The following is a 19,207-nucleotide window of genomic DNA, read 5'->3' as shown; positions in this document are numbered from 1 at the left end:
TAGAGTTGAGGGTGTAGGGTTGCCAGTGGCTAGGAAGGAGTCAATTAGTAATCCGGTTGAATTATATAAATTTTTTAAAAATAGGTGATTATTATGAAGGTGGTTGTTGCGGGTATCAGTGGGAATCAAGGTAAGTCTACATTGTCAGCTCATATGCTTGTTCCGCGAATGAACGGTGCAAAGCTATTGGTTGTGGAGTCAATTAATCAGGACTCTCGTGACTTAGTGAGCGCTTCTGGAATGTTAAGGGGCGAGGAGTTCAAGAAGATTTATTTGGAAATGGTAGTGAACGATGATCTGGTCGTCGATGTTGGTGCCTCCAATTCTGAAGCATTTTTCGAGGGGCTGACGTCATTCAATGCTGGCCATGACGAGGTCGACCTGTTCATGGTTCCGGTTGTTCCTGGAGCTAAAGAGCAAGCAGAGTCCATTCTAACTGCGCGTATGCTGGCTGCGATGGGGGTGGAAAAGGAGCGAATCAGAGTCGTTTTTAATAGGGTCAAAAGAGACGTTTCTGAGGAATTTCCTGAAATTATCCACGCTGCTCAAAGCACGGGGGAATTCATTGCGGATCCACGTTGCATGGTTTTCGAGAATGATATTTATGCGGATCTGGCTGATTTGAAGATGAGTATTAAGGTCGCTTGTGAAAAGCTTGTACCAAATCTAAAGGAAATAAAAGAGGGGTTGAGGAAGCATGCGTCCAGTCCTGATGAATATTATCGACTGGTAAAAATGCTCAACGTTGGCAAGAAGGCAGAGTCTACTTCGCGTCAGCTTGATGAGGCTTTCTTGGTTTTGTGTGGGGGTGGGTATGAGTGAGTTTAAGCGACCCTTGACAAGACATGAAAACCAAATTCGGCTTCTCTATGAGTACGTTGATGAAATTATAGGAAGGTTGGATTTCATAAATGCATCTGTTGATAAGCTTGAGCGCTTAGAAGTCATGCTTCATGGGGCTGAAGGGGCTCCTGGATTAATCGAGATCATCGAGTGGCTTTCCTTTGAAGCCTCAAGGGTGGAACGCATTGGAACTGAACTGTCTAGTAACTCGTCAAAGGAGTTGGATGAGCGGGTGTTAAGGATTGAGGAGCTGTTGGCCGCGTGCTCGAAAAGACGGGCAGTAAGAAAAAAGAAAAATTCCGTAGGCAGTTTCGGATGGATATTGGCGTCTTTCTTACTGCTGATAGGAGGTGTGATGGGGGGCGGAAGCTTCTGGTTTGTGCAGACGTTGATTAACTAGTAGTGGTGCGTGGGAAGGATCCAATAAATGGCCTTTGAGCTGAAAAAGCCCGAGCGAGGCTGCGGGCTTAAGTGGGTCTATATTTGCTCAGTGGCTACTATGGGTTAGCTTTTGATTTTGCTCATGATCTCTTTAAATTCGGATTTCAGGGCTTGAGAAACTTTGGACTCCAAGTCGTAGATGTCCTCATCCTCCATGACTGCTCCGAAAAGCTGGGTTTTCTCTGCGGCGGAAAGGCCGGAGATGTCAATTGCATCCGATGGGGCGCCAATTCCAATGTCGAAATCCTGTTGGTTCCATTCGCTTGGAGTTATGTGCCACCTTATCGGGCCAATGTTATCAATTTTAATCGAAATGTTAGCCCAGGCATTGGTAGAGCCTTCATTTTCAATCGAATAGTCAAGCAGCTGGATTAGCATTGCTAACTCCTATATGTAAGTGGGAGTGATACAGCTGCCTGTTCGGCAGAAAGCACGGACATGCGTCAATGCTGGGTGTTGATGTTTAATATAGCAGTTCTCTCGAATGATGTATTGGTAAGCGTAGGTCGTTTTTCCATGGCTGACTCGTGGGCAGCTGTGATGGGGTATGATGGCATTACCGTGCGTACCATTCTGCTAAGGACAGTGCTGATGTCAGACAACCATTTGACCCTTGCCAAACGGTTTTGGGTTGATGATCTACCGGGGGCTTCAGTCACTGGTTCACGCCTGTCTAACCTATTGGAAACTGTTTCCCACGGTAAATCATTGACTGCCCTAGGGCTGCGCTTTCTGACTGAAAATGGGCTCAAGAGTCTGGCGCAATTCGTTGCTGGCGATATTTCTGAATCACAGTTTCTTCAGCTTGCACCGATTGAGCAGTCGTATAGGGTTGCAGCTGCTTTAGAGCGCCAGAAGACTGTTGATCAACAGAGGCAGGTTGAGCGGGAGGAGGCTGAGGCTCGCCACGCAGCCATGATGGCTCGCCTCCATGCCGAGAGGCTTCAGCGAGAAAGCGATCCGAAATATATAGCTCGTCAAAGAAATCGCGAGCTGCGAGAGCGGTATGGTGTTGACGGCTTCGTCGATGAGTCTGATTTCAGGCAACTGATGGCGATTTTGCGCAAGCTGGACGGCGCAAAGCGTCTTTCAGAAGAAGACGCAGTGTGGCTGAAAAGCGAGGGCAGGGAGTACGCAACTGAGGAAATCCTCCATGCCCACAATCGGCTTGAGGCCAACTACTACCTGGGCGAGTTTCGCAAGGCGGGAGATATCTGGCAGTTAGTGAATGCTAGTGGTCACCTGCGCAAATGCGATGCCTCGCAGGAAGCGCATGATCTCCTGAATAAGATCCAGGATGGGGCCCTTAAGCAAGCCAAGCTGAAGTCGGCGGTTCGCACCACCCATGGTGGCGTGATGCGCGATCTAGGTCGCTATAACGATGCACTCCAGTTGGCGGATGAAGCGCATCGGCTTTTGCCGAATAGTTTTCGACCCTGCACTCTTCTGGGGGCATTGAATATTGAGTTGGGGCACATCGCCGTGGGCCATGACTGGTATTCGAAGGCTGAGGAGCGGGGCGCTAAACCTGGCAGCATCGAGTCAGAAATTCGATCTCTGTTAGGGCGTATGCCGCATGAGAAACGAGATTCTGTGATTGGCCAACTGCTGAGTATTGATCCTGTTCAATATGCTTGGCTGCGCAAGAAGCCCGCTGCGAAAGACCGCCGCCGCTGAGGGCACTGGCGGAACGGGGAAAGGCCCTGATGCAAGCCTGCGTCTATGCCATGCCGTCATGGCCGCACATGGTGAGGCCTGCTTTGAGAATGGAATAGACGCTTCCCCAAGGATTGAGTGGCTCTTTCCTCGCTCAGCGCTGATGCGCGGTGCGGGGATTGACCTATGTACACCACTAAGCAAGAGGGTAAAGCATGGCTGCTTATGCAAGCTCAGGGCTTTTCATTGGCTGGGACGTAGGAGCCTGGAACTGCGACAAGAACCCCAGCAGTCGCGATGCCCTGGTCGTTCTCGATAGCCAGCGGAAGCTCATGGGGAGGCCCTGGCGCGGAAGCCTTCGCCGTGTAATCAATCAGTCAGTGGGTACAGATGATTTTATCAATCGGCTCTTGGGACTTTGCGAACTGGATGACCATGGCCAATCCGCACCGGTGGTCTTGGCCATCGATACCCCGTTGGGTTTTTCTCAAGGATTCATCGATCTGTTGATAAACAGCCATGCGGCTGACTCAATTGATCGATCATCAGAGAATCCATACCTGTTCCGCCGAACTGAGCGTCTTCTATTTGAGCGGGGGCTGAGTCCACTGTCAGCGTTGAAAGACATGATCGGTAGCCAGGCCACCAAGGGCATGCATGTGCTGGCCCGTTTCGCCCCTCAAATTGAGACCTGCGGGGTATGGACGGATGGTGCGGGCTTGCGTGCAATTGAGGCATATCCCAGTGGCTGCAAGCGCTCGACCAGTATGGCCGAATTGCATCATGAATTCGGTGTTAGGGGGCAAGCCGGTGGTGAACTGCCAGAGGGATTCCATCATGGGGATGAACTGGACGCATTGACCTGCGCCCTGATCGCCTGGCTATTTCACTTTCAGCCGGAAAAGCTGCTCCAGCCGGAGCCAAATGTACCCGTCAAGGAAGGCTGGATCTTCGCTCCAGTTGATGGCTTGGGTAACCCGGCGTAATGAATGCGAATTCTTCGACATATGAAGACAGCGTTCTGCTCAGCCAGGATGAATTATCAGAGTACCTGGCAGAATTTGGCGACAAGGAGGTTTACCTCCGCGAAGCGGTGCTGTTGCTTCCAGTGGAGAAGGTCTTTGCCTTGCTTGATATCAACCTCCGCTCTGTCTGGGAGGCAAGCAGGTCGATTCGCAAAGGGCTTCCAACGAGTAAAACTGCGCTGAAGTATCTTTCGCAACCAGCTTCAGATATTTCTATCAAGGCGCAACACCGGTTCATCCGGGCTGTGCCTATACCCAGGCAGTCAATAGAGCTCTCCAGAGCTCAAATGGAAAAAGGCTTCACCGTTCCAACAATCACAAGCTGGCTTGGGTTGCTTGAGCTGTCTCGCCTTAACCCGGCAGTACTGAACTACTGGAAGGACAAGCTGTACTCACTCTCCGAGCTCAGTGGGCGAGTGATTCGCTCATTGCCAAATAAGCGTGATCGTTTTCTAGCCTACACCTCATCAGAGGTGGTTGACCTGCTCGGATGTCCGGCAAGCCGTCAGCCGATGCTTGATCTGCTGCATGACCTCAACGAAGACGAGCTCGTGCAGAGCAGAGCACTTGCTCATCTGATGTCTGCCGATAGCTGGGCGGCGCTACTCAGGCTGGCCGCATGGTTCATGGCGGATTCGCAGGTAGCTAACTGGGAGTTCGAAGTAGAGGAAGGGACACAGAATGTAATCCGTGCAACCTGGGTCATACCGAAGTGGTGCGTATCAACCCAGTCATGGTCAAACCCTATGGAGGCAGCACTCGAAAAGCTCGCGTCCCTTGCAGGCTCAACCAAGAAAAGGCCAGGGCCTGTCACTTATCTCGGAAAGCTCTGGGCTGCACACGATGACATGGGGCCGGAATCAAGAATTCGCCTGCTTCGGAACTGGGTGCAACTCAAAGGAGGGCGTCCGTCTTTCCAGATGCTTCTGGATCTGATCAAGGTCAGTTATGACCTGCACATCAAGCAAAGAGGTGAGCTGCCGCTCGATGCACAAGCAAATTACTGGGAGGGAGCCTGCGTGTTTCGTTTTGCCGAGACCATGTCCATAGTCATTCGAGATTTGCAGCGCGCTGGTTGGCCGACTGAGTTACTGATTTCGCTCATGGGCGTGTATGAAGCCGAGTACCGGAAAGCTCGCTGCTTGTTGGGCAAGCCCATAGAAAACTGAAGGCGCCGTAAAGGCGCCTTCAATTCGGGTGATCAGATTCGATCCTCCCAGTCCTCAGGACGCTCATCGTACCCACGTGACTCCCAGTAGGAGTCATGGTTGGGGTTCAGCTGGTTAGCGTGGTTGTCTTGATCACTTTTCTGGCTCATGGCCGTCTCCTCCAATGGCTGCCCGCAGGAATTTGCGTGCGGGGTCAGTATCGGAAACAGCCTGGTCTCAAAATAGGGAATTGAAATGGAAACTTTAAGGTGGGCTATTGGATGCGTAATTTCACCCACCTGACCGGTCTTTTGCATTGGCGCTGATCACCGTGTGCATCTGACTTGACCACCGGAAAGCAGCGCCGCAATAGGCAGAAAGCGGCCAACAGCAGCCCCTCGGCGCGGTCAGCAAGAACAACTGCTAAGGCGTGGATATGGCCACGCACTTTCGCCATTCTGACGGTGTCTGCCCTACCTGGGTTTTGAACAGTCGCACGAAGAAACTTACGTTTTCATAGCCCACCTCATAAGCAATTACCTTGACCGACAGATTGCTGGCCAAAAGCAGCTTCTTGGCTTTGTCGATTCGCACTTTTTGCACATAGAGGTTGGGGGGCAGCCGGGTGGCCTGCTGGAAACGGCGCTTCAACGTGCGCTCTGCGAGCCCCACCTCGCGGCCCATTCGCTCGATGGTGATAGCTTCGGCATGATGCGATTCGATCCAGTCTTGTAGCTTGAGAATCGCTTCGTCACAGTGATTGCGATGGCCGGGAAGGATGGGGTTGAGCCGTTCTGGTGCCGAAACCAGCAGGTGGGTGGCACACAGTTGTGCGAACTGGTCACCACGATCCTGGGCCAGTATCTCCAGCAGTGCATCGAATGCGCCGTTCAGTGTCCCCGTACTCCAGATGCCTCCAGCTTGTAGATAGGACTGCTGTGGGACGAATTGGCATGCGGGATAGCGCCTCTTCAGCTGACGTGCATAGGCCCAGTGCGTAGCCAGCAGCACATGGTCGGCAAGACCTGCCGCCGCCACAAAGCAGACGCCAGTGGTCATTGCCAGCACTCGTGCACCATTTGCTTGGTGAGCGATCAGCCAGGCCAGCACATGGGCATCAGGAGAGAAGCCTGCGGAAAGGCGTGCGCCTTCAACCGGGGGTATCACCAGCAGATCGTAATCGCCTGTCTCGGTGATGGCGGCATCGGGCTGGATAATGTGTCCACTGGCCGCACAAACTTCTGCGCCGTCCGAGGAAAGCACTTCGACCACATAGGTTTGCGTCAGGCCCAAATGCTGTTCGAGCAAAGCGACGATGCGGAAGAAATCCGTCGCAGTGAACACCCCCATGCCCCAGCAACCTTCGTAGGACAGAATTGCAACCTTCCTCATGAGCTATATGGCCTGATCAGACTATCGATAATCCCTTTAGAACACTGCTCTCGCTCTGCTTTAAGAATACTCTTTCGAGCATTCATGCAGATACAGTCAGTCGTTGGGGATACAAAGATGCAAGCAGGCAGCACCGGTGCTCAGGATCATTTCGCCGAGCTTCTTGGGATCGAGCCGCTGCACAGCAGCTTCGAGCAGTCGGCGTGCCAGCTACATATCGGAGAACAACATCGCAATGCACTGGGCGGTGTCCATGGGGGGCTGATTTTTTCCCTGGCCGATGTCGCTTTTGCTGCGGCCTGCAATGCTGGCACTGCGGTGTACATCGGTCTGCAAGCCGAGGTGCGCTACATGAGCAAAGCCGAGGGAGATGTACTGATCGCCACCGCAACCCTAATGGGTAGTTCAAAAAGAATCGCTCACTACCAGGTGCTGGTGACGGACATTCGGGACACGCGTATCGCCCTTTTCAGCGCCTCGGCCTACCGCCTCAGCGAGTAGTGGAATACGTTCCCATGCACCAGATATCTACCTGCCAACACTGGATCGATACTGCACACGGACAGCTCTTTGCCCAGAGCTGGACTCCATCCGAGGATTGCGGTACTCCAATCGTACTGTTGCACGATTCGCTGGGCTGCGTGGCCTTGTGGCGAGACTTCCCTGTTCGCCTGGCGCAAGCCAGTGGGCGCCGTGTGATCGCGTACGACCGTCTGGGCTTTGGGCGCTCTGCCGCCTACTCGGGTATGCTGCCGCCAAGCTTTATCGAGGATGAGGCTCATGGCAGTTTTCGCGCCCTTTACCAACAACTTGGCCTGAGCCAGTTCGTGCTACTCGGCCACAGCGTCGGTGGCGGTATGGCAGTTGGCTGTGCGGCTGTTTATGCAGAGGCTTGCCGGGGACTAATCACCGAAGCTGCGCAAGCCTTCGTGGATACCGCGACATTGGATGGGATTCGTGTCGCGGAGCAGCAATTCGCAATGCCGGGGCAGCTGGAACGGCTACAGCGCTATCACGCCGAAAAAGCAGATTGGGTGCTGCGCGCCTGGATCGACACCTGGCTGTCGGACGCCTTTAGCCAGTGGAGCCTGGACGGGCAACTGGCTAAGGTCGAGTGCCCACTGCTTGCCCTACATGGCGATCATGACGAATACGGTTCACGGCTTCATCCCGAGCGTATCTGTGCGTTGGCACCCGGCCCCAGTGAGTTGCGAATTCTGCTTGATTGCGGACATGTACCACATCGGGAGCACCCGGAAACCGTGCTGGCAGTCATAACTAGATTTCTCGCCCGATCAAATAATGCGGTGTTCGCCCGTTAGCTACTGTCTGCTTTTGGCTGGTTTAAGCCTGATGCGATGGGCAAGTCCCGGCCGATTCTGTTGAAAAAGTCCCTCTGTGATTTTCGCCCGCGAAAGTGGGCGGCCTACGTTGAAATCTGAGCCAATGCCGGCACTGAATTGCTCCAGATTCCGCATAGCAACGCGTCATTCGGGCATTTTTCCGACTTCAGGCGAGTGCGTCGGGACGGAACCGACTTTTTCAACAGAATCGGCCAGAAGCGGACGCCTGGAGCGTCCGCCGACTGTGGGTCATCCGTGCTTCACCAGGTTAAGTGCTGGTAATGGCCCTCCGGGGAACTGCGCCAAGCGCCCTTCGCTTAGGCCACCCAGGTCGATACCGGCGAACCCCAGTCGCTCGATCAACTGTGCTACTTCGACTTTGGCCTCGGCATCCTCGCCTGAGTAGAACAGCACCCTTCGGCCTCCCTCGGCCGTGGGATCGCCACTTAGCAGCGCCGGTTGCAGGTGGTTGAACGCCTTGACCAAGCGCGCCCCGGGAAGCATCCGCGCAACCACTTCGCTAGAGCTCTCGCCGCCCAGATCGAAGGGACGAAAAGTCGGTGCCTCGATGGGATTGTTGGCGTCGACCACGATGCGTCCATTCCAGGGAGACAGGTTTTCTAGCGCGGCGGGAATTTTCGACCAGTTCACCGCGAGAAATACGATGTCAGCCTGGGCGGCTTGCTCCCGGCTTACCGCTATGACCTTCGGCCCCAATTCGTCAACCAGGCTCTGCAAGCTGTCCGGCCCACGGCTATTGGCGATGGCGACTTCGATACCCGCCTTGCTCAGGGCGCGAGCGATGGCGGTGCCTATGGCGCCAGCGCCGATGATCCCAATCTTCATGTCATCTCTCCTCAGGCGGTGAAACCGCCGTCTACCAGCAGCTCGGCGCCGCTGACGAAGGCCGCCTCGGGGCTGGCCAGCCAGGCCACGGCAGCCGCGATATCGCGACCCTCGCCGTAGCGGCCGACGGCAATGTTGGGGCGGACGAAATCGGCCACTGGGCCATCCGCCGGGTTCATGTCACTGTCGGTCGGGCCTGGATGCACGGTATTGACCGTGATGCCGCGCGGGCCGAGATCGCGCACCAGCCCGCGACTGAAACCGGCCAAGGCGCCCTTGGTCAGGGTGTAGGCTGAGGCGGTGGCAAAGGCGGCGTACTGCACCATGGAGCTGCCGATATGAATGATGCGCCCGCCGCGCCCCATGTGCTTAAGCGCCTCCTGGGTGGCGACGAACACGCCGGTCACATTCACCGCGAGAATGCGCTGGAAATCCTCGAAGGCGATCTCCTCCGGGGCGCCGAGTACGCTGATGCCGGCGTTGTTGACCAGAATGTCCAGCCGACCGAAAGTGCCGACGACCTTCTGTACCGCATTGCGCACCGCCTGAGGGTCGCCCGCATCGGCGGCAATAGCCATTGCCCTGCCACCGGCGGCAACTATCTCGCCGACCAGTGCCTCGGCCTTGGCTGGCGAGGCGTTGTAGGTGATGGCGACACTGGCTCCGTCGGCGGCCAGGCGTTTGGCGATGGCGGCTCCGATGCTGCGCGATCCGCCGGTCACCAGGGCGACCTGGCCGTTCAGGGGAAGATTGATGTGGTTCATGATGCATACCTCGTTTGGGTGGTGGGTGTCCTCATGAAACGCCTTTCGCTTTCCGCGCAGTAGCGGGTAATGACTAGAATTACCTTCAATCAATGATTGAAGGTGTGGTTATGGAGACCTTAGCTAATTTGGAGTCCTTCGTGCGTAGCGCCGAGTGCGGTAGCTTCTCCGCAGCCGCACGTCGCCTGGGTCTGACGCCGGCGGCCATCAGCCGCAACGTGGCTCAGCTGGAAAGCAACCTCGGCGTGCGCCTGTTTCAGCGCAGCACCCGACGCCTGACTCTGACTGAAGCTGGCGAACGCTTTCTCGGCAATGTGGGCGGCGGGCTTGAAAGCATCCAGGCGGCGATTGCCGATCTCACCAGTAGCGCCGGTGCCCCGGCCGGGATGCTGCGTCTGTCGGCGGCACCTGCCTTTGGACGCGACTATCTGCTCCCCCTGATGCCCGAGTTCCTGGCCCGCTACCCGGCAGTCACGCCTGAATGGCATTTCGACAACCGCCAGGTAGAGCTGATCACCGATGGCTTTGATGCAGCTATTGGCGGCGGCATCGAATTGACGCCCGGCGTGGTGGCGCGGGAATTGGCGCCAGCGCATCTGGTACTGGTGGCGTCGCCGGATTATTTGGCCGGGCGGTTAGCGCCAGGTCGACCAGAACAGCTAGCGGAGTTCGATCACTTGGGCATGCGGTCGGCTCAGAGCGGCAAGGTGCGCAGCTGGATGCTGCAAAACTCCAAGGGCGAGCGACTGCCGCTGGAGTTACGCCCGAGGATGCTAGTAAACGATCCTCAAGCACTATGTCAGAGCGCGTTGCTCGGGCTGGGCGTAGCCCTGCTTGCCGTACCGGATGTGCTGGCGCATCTGCAAAGCGGTGCGCTGCAACGTGTCTTACCGGACTGGTATGTCGATGCCGGCCCCATCTCGCTCTACTTTGCCAGCCAGAAGCTGTTACCGGCCAAGACAAGGGCGTTCATTGATCACCTGATCGAGCATTCCCGTGATCAGAAGTGGGGAAGACGGTTCGATGCGAGGCTTGTGGTGAGTAGCTGATGTCCGCTACTGGCCGTTTTCTGCCTGTTGCATCGCTGCTGTCCGGTGGTCAAGTCAGATGCACACGGTGGTCAGTGCCAATGCAATGGACTGGTCAGATGGGTGCAATTGCGCAATCGGAACCAGGGAGGTTCAGATGTCGATCCATCTTAAATGATTGCGGGCTTAAAGCTGTTGAGGGCGAAGGTGGAACGGGAAAGGTCTTGAGCAGGGGATGATTGAAAAAGGCGCCCGTTATACGCGCCGCCAAAACGACAAAACCGCCCGAAGGCGGTTTTGAACACACCCCCACTTTAGTGGGGAAATAGGGTTGTAAGCCAAGGCTTCCAACACCTTTTTCTAAGCTGCCATACGGCAGTGAAGTAGTGAAGCAGTTGATCCTTTCGGATCTCGCTCAGGCCGAAGGCTTTGCGTTGTCTCATTCTAAGCTGCCTCAAGGGCAGTGAAGGTTGCGAGAACACTTTCATCTTACGAACCCTCCCTTGAGCTGTCAATAGATGATAATGAAAATTATTTAGTATACTCGGTATACTAGGTTCAGAGTGATGCTTTTTATGCTCCCGGCATGCCTGTTTGCATGACCTGACGGAGTAGAAGGCGGCGCAGGACTTACAACAGCAGAGCTCTCCATGGCTGCCAAATGGCCGGGGATGTCTACCGGAGCGGGGGTAGTCCACATCTGTAAATGGTCTAGCTCCGCCTTGCTGGCTCTGATAGCTTTTTGCCATTGGCTACCATCAGGGAGGGAATACAGTGGATGTCCAGGCAGAGATTCGTACATGGCTGCTTAAGCAAAATGACTGGCTGCAAGAGGCCGCTGACAGACTTCTGAAAAATGGAGAACTGGGGGCGACGGACATTGCTGCATTGGTGGCCAGACACCGGCGTAGCATTACTACCGATAACCGGCTGCATGCTGTCCAGGACATTGAGCCAAAGGACTGCGAACTGATTGATACGCTGATGACCAAGTACAGCTGCTACGAGCACAGTCAATCGAGCGAGATACCTGTGTTTATTCCGGAGGAGCCAGAGCTGCGTCAGGACTTGGAAGCACTCAAGGCCTGGCGTGACGGCTTGAACAAGCGACGCGCTGAAGCGGCTTAGGGGTAGTCGCCTCCGAGAGCGGAAAATCGCACTCGGTACACCCGCCTAATAATGCGGGCCTGAATCGCCCTAGTTTGGTAGACACCGTTGAGCGGCAGCTTTTGAATCATGGCTGCCTAGGTGGCTGAAATGGGGTAAGGCCCTGATGATAGTATGAGTCTATTAGGTGCAGTCGTAGCCGCAAACGGTTTGTCCCTTTTGGAGAATGGGGTATACGCCTTCCCTAGGGATCAACTGATGCATTTTTGCCCCGCGTATTTTGGGGGCAAAACTGGGGGCAAAATCCAGGCCGCTGCAAACCTTCCCAAACCAGCAGACGCCGGATTCACTGGGCTGTAGCGATGCTTGGAGCGGCGTGGACGTGCAGTAGGCAGCGTTCAAATCCCTATCTTCCCGCCATATCTCAAGCCTAAGCCCCTGAAATTCCTAGAGTTTCGGGGGTTTTTGCTATCTGCGGCATGCAAGGTGTCGAAGAAGTGTCGAAAGCGGCTAGAGACTGCAGCTAGCCCTGGATCGGCGGCCACATCCTGGCGACGTGTACCAGGGCGAGAATTCAGACTGCTTCACGCTCAGCCTGATAGACCAGACGGTAATTCTCGTGAGGGATCAGCTCTCTAGTACCGGCGACCAAACCCAGCCTGCCCTTGTCGGGAAAGTCAGCCAGTGAGGCTGCAGCAGCACTGAATAGCTCGTCCATGTGCACGGCAGCGCGAGGGTTTTCAGTGGCGATGTACTCCCAGATATCCAGACGATCCTGCAAGGCCTCGGGCGTCCAAATAACCTGCATCAGTGACCCAGGGCCTTAGCACGGCGAGCGGCGAATTCAGCTTCTACATCGTCATTGGATCGGCCACGACCAGCCTCTACCGATGCCCTGGCAGCAGCGACCTTGCGTTGCACGAATTCATCATGCTCTTTGGCCTGTTGCTGCTGGCGAATGAAGTCGCGCATAAGGTCACGCATGACCTGAGAGGCGGGCCGGTGTGCAGCTTGAGCGGCAGCCATGAAGCCTTCGCGCAACTCGGGTTCAAGCTTCAGATTGAAAACGGCTTCTTTGGCCATGGTGAGTCACCTCATGTCTTAGCTGTATCTACAACGTATATACGTTGTATGCATCTTAAGCTAAGCACCTGGCACAGGAAAGCATTCAGCCGGCCGGGGTGATGACGCCGAGAAATCGTTGGTGATCGCTAGCCGGTCCGAATCTGACAACATCCTGCAGGTGATCGGGCGCGAGGTGCGCGTAGCGCATGGACATGGCCAAGGTGGTATGACCCAGGATTTTCTGCGGGGTGAGATATTGCCGCCGTTCATGACGAAGTGGCTGGCGAAGGTGTGCCGTAACACGTGTGATGACTGGCCAGCAGGCACCGGCAAACGGGACTCGCCCAATGCCTTGTCGAAGCTGTTCAGGCAGTTGCTGAACTGGCCATGCTGCTTAAAGTGCCGGTGTATCTGTTGTTCCAGCTCCAAGGCGATGGGGATCGAGCGGACACGCTTGCCTTTGGTGTTCACGAACGTAACCAATTGGTTGCGTACCCGGTCGGGCGTCAGTGCCTGAGCCTCACCCCAACGAGCACCTGTAGCCAAGCAGATGGCAGCGACCATGGCGACATGGGGCGTCCTGCAATAACGGTGAATGGTGGAGAACAGCGTCTCTATCTGGCCATCGGTCAGGTAGGCCAATTCCTTCTCCTGCAGACGCAGAGGACGGACGCGAGCCAGCGGATTGGCGTAGTCGATTTCGCTGAGCTGGTGCAGTACGTTGAAGACTGAGCGCAGGTAGCCCAGGCGGTTGTTCAAGGTTCGGATTGGCACCGGCTTTGATGGCTTGGGTTCGATATTCGGCGTACTCGTTGCGGTCATCTTGATGGCCACCGGGTCGCCCAGCTCTTGGCCAACGTATCCAGCAGGCGACGCCTTGTCTCACCATCGCTCAGGGTGCGGGCGAATCTATGAATGGCGCGCCGGTATTTCCTGACTACCGCACGAGAGGTGCATCTGTAATACGTGAAATGGCAGCCGCGGGGCCTGCGGCATCTAAAAACTCAGAAATGTGCGCGCGACCTGATCGACTTTCTGATCGGTTGGCCGCGTTCGCAAATCGGCAGAGACCGGAAATTCAGGGCTAATTCAGGCCATTCCTAGCATCTAGCGGTGCGTGGTAGGCCTTCCTTCACGTTTTATCCAGATCATTTTCGCCGCGGTCGGGTTGATTGGGCTTCCGCTAAAGGTAGGAAGAGCGCTTTGCAGTAACTGCTCATAGATATCTTCCTTGCGAATGGTTCCGTTGGCTGATTTCCGGCTGAGATTGAACTCATTGATCAACGATCTCAAATCTCGCTCATGCAGGAGTGTGCACGGGTCAATTGCCTTCATGTAGAGGCTCTTGCCATTTTGGCTGAGAGACACTAGCAGCTTGCCGTCGGGACGCGACTTGAATGCAACTTCATGCCCAGGGAAACTTTCGTTCAAACAACGGATAGCGTGTTCCATGACGAGTGAACTCCATAATTCTGGTTCGAGTCCAATGGCAGGATTTATGCCAGGCTGCGTCGATTGTTCAGGCCCTGTATTTTCTGGCTTTGCCTGGGTTTCGACCGCTGGTGCGGAGTGCAAAATGCATGAGCAGGCATAACGCTATCGTGCAAGCTGCGGCTCTTGATTACCGCGGAGTGATCTGATGTTGCCATCGATACCAGCTGACCTGACGCACTTCGGCGCTGTAATAATGCTTGGCGCTGTTTTTAAGAGATTTACTTTTCACACCAATCTGCCTTGGTATCCTTTTATTGCGTTCGCGGAAATTGGGCGGACGAAGTTTGAGGGATGAGGCTGGGTGTAATCAGGTGGGGGGCGAGGCCCCATTCTCAATTGTCGATCATGAGTTGCGGCGATCTGCACCGCACCGGCGTTAGTCCTGCTGGAGTAAGTCATATCTTATGTCACAGCAAAAAGCCCCGGATCGCATAGCGATCCGGGGCTTTGTTTCTCGGCTGGGGAGCGCTTCGGGATTCGCGATCGCTTTCCCGCCTCAGATAGTGTTCAGATCAGAAGCCTGATGCCGCTCGGGCACTTGTTCCGATTCATCGCCCCAGGTGCGGTTGACTCGCCTGCCGCGTTGCACGGCCTCGCGCCCGGCGATTTCTTCGGCCCAGCGCAGAACGTGCGGGTATTCGTGAACGGCGAGGAATTCCGCGGCCGAGTAGACGTTGTTTCTCACAAGTTCGCCATACCAGGGCCATACGGCGATATCGGCGATGGTGTAAGTGTCGCCGGCCAGATAGCGGTTATTGGCGAGCCGCTGGTTGAGGACGTCGAGTTGGCGCTTGGCTTCCATGGTGAAGCGGTTGATGGCGTATTCGAACTTTTCCGGGGCGTAGACGTAAAAGTGCCCGAAACCGCCCCCCAGGTAGGGCGCCGAACCCATTTGCCAGAACAGCCAGTTGAGGGTTTCGGTACGACCTGCCGGGTCTTTGGGCAGGAAGGCGTCGAATTTTTCCGCCAGGTAAAGCAGGATCGAACCTGACTCGAAGACACGGATGGGTTTATCCGTGCTGCGGTCGAGCAGGGCGGGGATTTTCGAGTTCGGGTTTACGCCAACGAAGCCGCTGGAAAACTGGTCACCTTCGCTGATGCGAATGAGCCAGGCGTCGTATTCGGCGCCCTCATGGCCCTGCGCGAGCAGTTCCTCCAGAAGGATGGTCACCTTTACGCCATTGGGTGTCGCCATGGAATAGAGCTGCAATGGATGCTTGCCGACCGGTAACTCCTTGTCATGGGTCGCGCCTGCAACCGGACGGTTGATTTTGGAGAACTGGCCGCCGGATGCCTCCAGGTGTTGCCAGACCTTCGGCGGTACGTAGGTGGATTGAGTCATCGATGCCTCGCTTGTCGACATGTGAAGGGTGCAGTCGCGGCCAAGGCTATCTGGATTGCGCCCGAAATTTGAATGCCTATCGTGCATTTGGATTATCGGCTTGGTTGATAGTGCCTGCCGGTATCGATATCAGCGTTGCAGTTGCTACGCAGAAAAAGTGGTAGACGTTCGTCCTGATCTGCTTCAGATTCGTTTCGGGCGCAGCTGTTGCTGGGCTTTGCATTGTACCGAGCAGGCTTCGAGAGTCGCTGAACAGGTCTCACCTTGATACTTGGCAAAACGCCACTGCCTGATCTACTCTCCGATCACCGGGCTAACGAAGTGGCCAACAGGCAGGATGCCGACCCCACACACTTCGTTAGCTCGGTGTTCATTGTTTCCGCTGGCTGATACGAGGCGAGCGGAAACGACAAAGCCCTCCAGAAGAGGGCTTTGTCGTTTGTGCGAGGCGCATTGCGCGCCTCGCGCTTGAAAAATTCTCCAACCCCTACCTTAGCCGTCGTGGCTATCTAGCCCAGGCGATACCTGGCGATTTGCCGTGTCTTGCCTGGGCGCCTCAGTCGGCGCGTTGCAGGTGCGGCTTGTCCGCGCGTTGTGCGATCAGATGCTCGGGTAGGTCGAGCAGGTCGGTGTCGTAGCTCTCCAGCGGTGGCGGGCGGCGTTCGAAGCGGGCGCCAAGCACCAGCAGGCAGGGCGTGAGCAGCAGGGTCAGCACCGTGGCAAAGGCCAGGCCGCCGGCGATGGCGCTCGACAGTTGCGTCCACCACTGCGTCGAGGGCGCCCCGAAGCCGAGGCTTGGCGTCACCAGGTCGACGTTGATGCTGAGCACCATGGGCATCAGGCCGAGGATGGTGGTCACTGCCGTGAGCAGCACCGGGCGCAGGCGCAGGCTGCCGGTTTCCAGCGCCGCCTCGCGCGGCTCCAGGCCCTGGCGGCGCAACTGGTTGTAGGTGTCGATCAGAATGATGTTGTTGTTTACCACGATGCCGGCCAGGGCGATCAGGCCCATGCCCACCATGACGATGCCGAACGACTGGCCGTTGACCAGCAGGCCCATCAGCACGCCGGCGGTGGACAGGACGATGGCCGACAGGACCAGCGCGGCCTGGTACAGGCTGTTGAACTGGGTCACCAGGATGATCGTCATGAGGAAGATGGCGACAACGAAGGCGGTCATCAGGAAGGTGGCCGCTTCACGCTGGTCGGCATCTTCCCCTGCGAATTTCACCTTGACCTCGGCTGGAACCTCGCCGAGCGTTTCGCGTAGTGCCTTGAGGCGTTCATCCAGGCGTGCACCTTCGGCCAGGTCGGCCTGCAGGGTGATGGTGCGGTCGCCGTCGACGCGGCGCAGGGTGCCGACCTTGGGCGCGGGTTGCAGGTCGACGAAGTTGCTCAGCGGCACCTGACCTGACGGTGTATTAAGTGTCAGACGGCCGAGCTGATCGAGCGAACGCCAATTGCCGGGCAGACGCACACGGATGTCGACTTCGTCGGTGGCATCCTCGGGCCGGTAGGTGGCCAGCTTCAGGCCGTTGGTGATCATCTGCACCGCGTTGCCGACGCTGAGCACGTCGGCGCCGAAGCGCGCGGCGGCCTCGCGATCGACCTTGATGCGCCACTCGATGCCGGGCAGGGCACGGTCGTCTTCGATGTCGACGAAGCCGCCGAGGTTCTGCATCTCGCCGCGAATACGTTCGACCCATTGCTCGCTCAATGCCGGGTCCAGCGAGCTGATCTGCAGCTTCACCGGCTTGCCGTCGGTGGGCCCCTGTTCCTGCTTGCGGAACTCCAGGAGGACGCCGGGAATGCCGGCGGTGCGCTGGCTCATTTCGGCGAGAATGTCCTTGGCCGGCCGGCGTTGGTGCCAGTCGACGAACTGGAACTGCAATGTGCCGATCACGTCGGCGCCGAGTTGGCCTTGCTGGCCTTCCGGCTGGGCCAGTGAGCGCGCATACAGCGCCTTGACCTCACGCATGCCGAGCACCTGCTTTTCCACCTGCTGGAGCAGGCTGTCCTTCTCCTGCACCGACAGATCGCCACGGGCGCGTAGCCAGATCTGCGCGCTTTCCGGCTCGACGTCGGGGAAGAATTCCACGCCATGGTTGAAGCGCCCGTAGCCAACGTAGATCAGGGCGATCAGCGCCAGCATGCCGAGCAGGGTCAGGCCCGGGCGCTTGAGTAGGGTAGCCAGCAGATTGCGGTAGGCGTTGCCGGCGCGGTTGGCGGTGGGCGCTTGTGGGCGTGCCTGGCCGCCGGTGACGGCGCCGAGCACGGGTAGAAAGACCAACGCCATGGCCAGCGATGCCAGCAGGCAGAGAATCACGGTGGCCGGCAGGTACTTCATGAACTGGCCGACCACGCCTGGCCAGAACAGCAGCGGCAGGAACACCACGAGGGTGGTGGCGGTGGAGGCGATCACCGGCCAGGCCATCCGTGTGGCGGCGTTGGCCCAGGCCTGACGAGGCGTCTGGCCCTGTTGCAGGTAGCGGTCGGCCAGTTCGGAGACGACGATGGCGCCGTCCACCAGCATGCCGGCTACCAGGATCAGGCTGAACAGTACGACGATATTGAGGGTGAAGCCGAGCATCCAGATCAGCAGGATGCCGGTCAGGAAGGCGCCGGGAATGGTCAGGCCGACCAGCAGCGCCGAGCGCATGCCCATGCTCGCCACCACCAGGATCAGCACCAGAACGATGGCGGTCAGCACATTGTTGAGGAGATCGCCGAGCATGCCCTGCACCTCCTGCGACTGGTCCATGATGTAGCTGACTTCAACGCCCGGCGGCAGCAGGGGCCCCGCCTGTTCCATCAGCGCCTTGACCTGGTCGATGGTCTCGATGATGTTGGCGCCGCTGCGTTTGGCTACTTCCAGCACGATGGCCGGCTGGCCGTTGATGCGAGCGAAACCGGTGGGGTCCTTGAAGGTGCGACGGATGGTGGCGACGTCGGCGAAGGTGACCACGCTGTCGCCGACCACCTTGATCGGCATGCGCATCACGTCTTCGAGGTCTTCGATGACGCCGGGCACCTTCATGCTCATGCGCCCGGCGCCGGTATCCAGGCTGCCGGCAGCGACCAGGCGGTTGTTGCGGCTGACCAGGTTGAACAGCTCGTTGTAGTCGATCCCGTAGCTGTCCAGCACCTGCGGGTCGACGACGATTTCCAGCAGGTCTTCGCGGTCGCCACCGATCTCCACCGACAACACCTCGGCGATGCCTTCGATGTTCTCCTTCAGGCGCCTGGCGATGTACACCAGCTCGTTCTCGGCGATCGGCCCGGAAAGGCCCACCGACAGCACCGGGAACAGCGCCACGTTGACTTCGGTGACGGTCGGCTCGTCGGCCTCCTCAGGCAGTTTGCTGCGTGCGGTGTCGACCTTCTCGCGTACATCGGCCAGCGCCACCTTGGCATCGAAGCCGGCATCGAACTCCAGGATCACCGAGGCGTGACCCTCGCTGGACATCGAGCGCATTTCCTTGACGCCCTCCAGGCTGCGCAGCTCCTGTTCCAGCGGGCGTACCAGCAGGCGCTCGCCGTCTTCCGGGCTGATGCCTTCGAGGGTCACCGAGACATAGATCATCGGGATGGTGACGTCGGGGTTGGACTCCTTGGGCATGGCGATGTAGGCCACCAGCCCGCCGCAGAGCAGGAATAGCAGGATGAGGATGGTGGTGCGGCTGCGGTCGAGGGCGGCGGCGATCAGTGCGTGCATC

The 19,207-nt window shown here is 57.1% G+C and carries 19 protein-coding genes; 9 read left to right on the top strand and 10 right to left on the bottom strand.

The annotated features are described in order from the left end of the window. The first annotated feature begins 93 nt into the window (after nt 1–93). Both stbB and GYB81_RS10425 read left to right on the top strand, forming a co-directional pair. Nucleotides 94–822, top strand: coding sequence for a StbB family protein (gene stbB / locus GYB81_RS10430; protein WP_161865509.1), 729 nt, complete (start codon nt 94–96; stop codon nt 820–822). Continuing rightward, nucleotides 815–1,243: a hypothetical protein gene (locus GYB81_RS10425; protein ID WP_161865510.1), complete on the top strand. Its 429-nt coding sequence runs from the start codon at nt 815–817 to the stop codon at nt 1,241–1,243. Before stbB ends, GYB81_RS10425 begins: the two co-directional genes overlap by 8 nt. 104 nt (nt 1,244–1,347) lie before the next feature. On the opposite strand, the gene GYB81_RS10420 is transcribed toward GYB81_RS10425, so the two are convergent. After that, nucleotides 1,348–1,662: a hypothetical protein gene (locus tag GYB81_RS10420; RefSeq protein ID WP_161865511.1), complete on the bottom strand. Its 315-nt coding sequence runs from the start codon at nt 1,660–1,662 to the stop codon at nt 1,348–1,350. A 60-nt stretch (nt 1,663–1,722) separates the two neighbouring features. On the opposite strand from GYB81_RS10420, the gene GYB81_RS10415 reads away from it, so the two are divergent. The 3 genes from GYB81_RS10415 (at nt 1,723) to GYB81_RS10405 (ending at nt 5,134) form a co-directional block, all read left to right on the top strand. Then, nucleotides 1,723–2,961, top strand: coding sequence for a hypothetical protein (locus tag GYB81_RS10415; RefSeq protein WP_161865512.1), 1,239 nt, complete (start codon nt 1,723–1,725; stop codon nt 2,959–2,961). Nucleotides 2,962–3,155: 194 nt separating this feature from the next. Further along, the gene (locus tag GYB81_RS10410; RefSeq protein WP_161865513.1) at nt 3,156–3,926 is read left to right on the top strand and encodes a DUF429 domain-containing protein; all 771 of its coding nucleotides are present in this window, start codon (nt 3,156–3,158) and stop codon (nt 3,924–3,926) included. Then, a complete protein-coding gene (locus tag GYB81_RS10405; RefSeq protein WP_161865514.1) occupies nt 3,926–5,134 on the top strand; it encodes a hypothetical protein in 1,209 nt (402 codons plus the stop codon). Before GYB81_RS10410 ends, GYB81_RS10405 begins: the two co-directional genes overlap by 1 nt. 402 nt (nt 5,135–5,536) lie before the next feature. On the opposite strand, the gene GYB81_RS10400 is transcribed toward GYB81_RS10405, so the two are convergent. Then, complete coding sequence (locus tag GYB81_RS10400; protein ID WP_161865520.1) at nt 5,537–6,505, bottom strand: GlxA family transcriptional regulator; 969 nt, start codon at nt 6,503–6,505, stop codon at nt 5,537–5,539. 117 nt (nt 6,506–6,622) lie between these two features. Between GYB81_RS10400 and GYB81_RS10395 the strand changes: the two genes are divergently transcribed. Both GYB81_RS10395 and GYB81_RS10390 read left to right on the top strand, forming a co-directional pair. Continuing rightward, complete coding sequence (locus GYB81_RS10395) at nt 6,623–7,006, top strand: PaaI family thioesterase (protein WP_161865519.1); 384 nt, start codon at nt 6,623–6,625, stop codon at nt 7,004–7,006. Nucleotides 7,007–7,020: 14 nt separating this feature from the next. Beyond that, nucleotides 7,021–7,827, top strand: coding sequence for an alpha/beta fold hydrolase (locus GYB81_RS10390; RefSeq protein WP_161865518.1), 807 nt, complete (start codon nt 7,021–7,023; stop codon nt 7,825–7,827). A 270-nt stretch (nt 7,828–8,097) separates the two neighbouring features. Here GYB81_RS10390 and GYB81_RS10385 read toward each other — a convergent pair whose 3' ends face one another. Both GYB81_RS10385 and GYB81_RS10380 read right to left on the bottom strand, forming a co-directional pair. Beyond that, nucleotides 8,098–8,694 carry an NADPH-dependent F420 reductase gene (locus GYB81_RS10385; protein ID WP_161865517.1) on the bottom strand — a complete coding sequence of 199 codons (597 nt, stop codon included), beginning with the start codon at nt 8,692–8,694 and terminating at the stop codon, nt 8,098–8,100. A gap of 11 nt (nt 8,695–8,705) precedes the next feature. Next, nucleotides 8,706–9,458, bottom strand: coding sequence for a 3-oxoacyl-ACP reductase family protein (locus GYB81_RS10380; protein ID WP_161865516.1), 753 nt, complete (start codon nt 9,456–9,458; stop codon nt 8,706–8,708). A gap of 110 nt (nt 9,459–9,568) precedes the next feature. Between GYB81_RS10380 and GYB81_RS10375 the strand changes: the two genes are divergently transcribed. Together GYB81_RS10375 and GYB81_RS10370 are read left to right on the top strand one after the other, a co-directional pair. After that, complete coding sequence (locus GYB81_RS10375) at nt 9,569–10,507, top strand: LysR family transcriptional regulator (RefSeq protein WP_161865515.1); 939 nt, start codon at nt 9,569–9,571, stop codon at nt 10,505–10,507. A 753-nt stretch (nt 10,508–11,260) separates the two neighbouring features. Then, nucleotides 11,261–11,614, top strand: a complete 354-nt coding sequence (locus tag GYB81_RS10370) for a hypothetical protein (protein ID WP_178101812.1) — start codon at nt 11,261–11,263, stop codon at nt 11,612–11,614. 553 nt (nt 11,615–12,167) lie between these two features. On the opposite strand, the gene GYB81_RS10365 is transcribed toward GYB81_RS10370, so the two are convergent. The 6 genes from GYB81_RS10365 to GYB81_RS10340 form a co-directional block, all read right to left on the bottom strand. Further along, on the bottom strand, nt 12,168–12,401 hold the full coding sequence (locus GYB81_RS10365; RefSeq protein WP_161865521.1) for a type II toxin-antitoxin system RelE/ParE family toxin: 234 nt from the start codon (nt 12,399–12,401) through the stop codon (nt 12,168–12,170). Next, nucleotides 12,401–12,676, bottom strand: coding sequence for a hypothetical protein (locus GYB81_RS10360; protein WP_013716284.1), 276 nt, complete (start codon nt 12,674–12,676; stop codon nt 12,401–12,403). Before GYB81_RS10360 ends, GYB81_RS10365 begins: the two co-directional genes overlap by 1 nt. A gap of 60 nt (nt 12,677–12,736) precedes the next feature. Next, nucleotides 12,737–13,492 (bottom strand): phage integrase, encoded by a 756-nt coding sequence (locus GYB81_RS10355; protein WP_233787541.1) that lies wholly within the window; start codon nt 13,490–13,492, stop codon nt 12,737–12,739. Between the two features lie 273 nt (nt 13,493–13,765). Next, complete coding sequence (locus GYB81_RS10350) at nt 13,766–14,110, bottom strand: hypothetical protein (protein ID WP_161865522.1); 345 nt, start codon at nt 14,108–14,110, stop codon at nt 13,766–13,768. Nucleotides 14,111–14,648: 538 nt separating this feature from the next. Next, nucleotides 14,649–15,494 carry a glutathione-dependent disulfide-bond oxidoreductase gene (gene yghU, locus GYB81_RS10345; RefSeq protein ID WP_161865523.1) on the bottom strand — a complete coding sequence of 282 codons (846 nt, stop codon included), beginning with the start codon at nt 15,492–15,494 and terminating at the stop codon, nt 14,649–14,651. Nucleotides 15,495–16,050: 556 nt separating this feature from the next. Beyond that, nucleotides 16,051–19,206, bottom strand: a complete 3,156-nt coding sequence (locus GYB81_RS10340) for an efflux RND transporter permease subunit (protein ID WP_161865524.1) — start codon at nt 19,204–19,206, stop codon at nt 16,051–16,053. Between the last annotated feature and the right edge of the window lies 1 nt (nt 19,207).

Source organism: Pseudomonas yangonensis, assembly GCF_009932725.1.
Lineage (GTDB): Bacteria > Pseudomonadota > Gammaproteobacteria > Pseudomonadales > Pseudomonadaceae > Aquipseudomonas > Aquipseudomonas yangonensis.
The sequence above is the reverse complement of the archived record's forward strand: the minus strand, read 5'-3'. Positions and strand labels throughout refer to the sequence as shown.

Bases quoted from the DNA above. Each gene is read 5' to 3' on its own strand.
- stbB (WP_161865509.1), top strand. From the start codon at position 94: ATGAAGGTGGTTGTTGCGGGTATCAGTGGGAATCAAGGTAAGTCTACA.
- GYB81_RS10425 (WP_161865510.1), top strand. From the start codon at position 815: ATGAGTGAGTTTAAGCGACCCTTGACAAGACATGAAAACCAAATTCGG.
- GYB81_RS10420 (WP_161865511.1), bottom strand. From the start codon at position 1,662: ATGCTAATCCAGCTGCTTGACTATTCGATTGAAAATGAAGGCTCTACC.
- GYB81_RS10415 (WP_161865512.1), top strand. From the start codon at position 1,723: ATGCGTCAATGCTGGGTGTTGATGTTTAATATAGCAGTTCTCTCGAAT.
- GYB81_RS10410 (WP_161865513.1), top strand. From the start codon at position 3,156: ATGGCTGCTTATGCAAGCTCAGGGCTTTTCATTGGCTGGGACGTAGGA.
- GYB81_RS10405 (WP_161865514.1), top strand. From the start codon at position 3,926: ATGAATGCGAATTCTTCGACATATGAAGACAGCGTTCTGCTCAGCCAG.
- GYB81_RS10400 (WP_161865520.1), bottom strand. From the start codon at position 6,505: ATGAGGAAGGTTGCAATTCTGTCCTACGAAGGTTGCTGGGGCATGGGG.
- GYB81_RS10395 (WP_161865519.1), top strand. From the start codon at position 6,623: ATGCAAGCAGGCAGCACCGGTGCTCAGGATCATTTCGCCGAGCTTCTT.
- GYB81_RS10390 (WP_161865518.1), top strand. From the start codon at position 7,021: ATGCACCAGATATCTACCTGCCAACACTGGATCGATACTGCACACGGA.
- GYB81_RS10385 (WP_161865517.1), bottom strand. From the start codon at position 8,694: ATGAAGATTGGGATCATCGGCGCTGGCGCCATAGGCACCGCCATCGCT.
- GYB81_RS10380 (WP_161865516.1), bottom strand. From the start codon at position 9,458: ATGAACCACATCAATCTTCCCCTGAACGGCCAGGTCGCCCTGGTGACC.
- GYB81_RS10375 (WP_161865515.1), top strand. From the start codon at position 9,569: ATGGAGACCTTAGCTAATTTGGAGTCCTTCGTGCGTAGCGCCGAGTGC.
- GYB81_RS10365 (WP_161865521.1), bottom strand. From the start codon at position 12,401: ATGCAGGTTATTTGGACGCCCGAGGCCTTGCAGGATCGTCTGGATATC.
- GYB81_RS10360 (WP_013716284.1), bottom strand. From the start codon at position 12,676: ATGGCCAAAGAAGCCGTTTTCAATCTGAAGCTTGAACCCGAGTTGCGC.
- GYB81_RS10350 (WP_161865522.1), bottom strand. From the start codon at position 14,110: ATGGAACACGCTATCCGTTGTTTGAACGAAAGTTTCCCTGGGCATGAA.
- yghU (WP_161865523.1), bottom strand. From the start codon at position 15,494: ATGACTCAATCCACCTACGTACCGCCGAAGGTCTGGCAACACCTGGAG.
- GYB81_RS10340 (WP_161865524.1), bottom strand. From the start codon at position 19,206: ATGCACGCACTGATCGCCGCCGCCCTCGACCGCAGCCGCACCACCATC.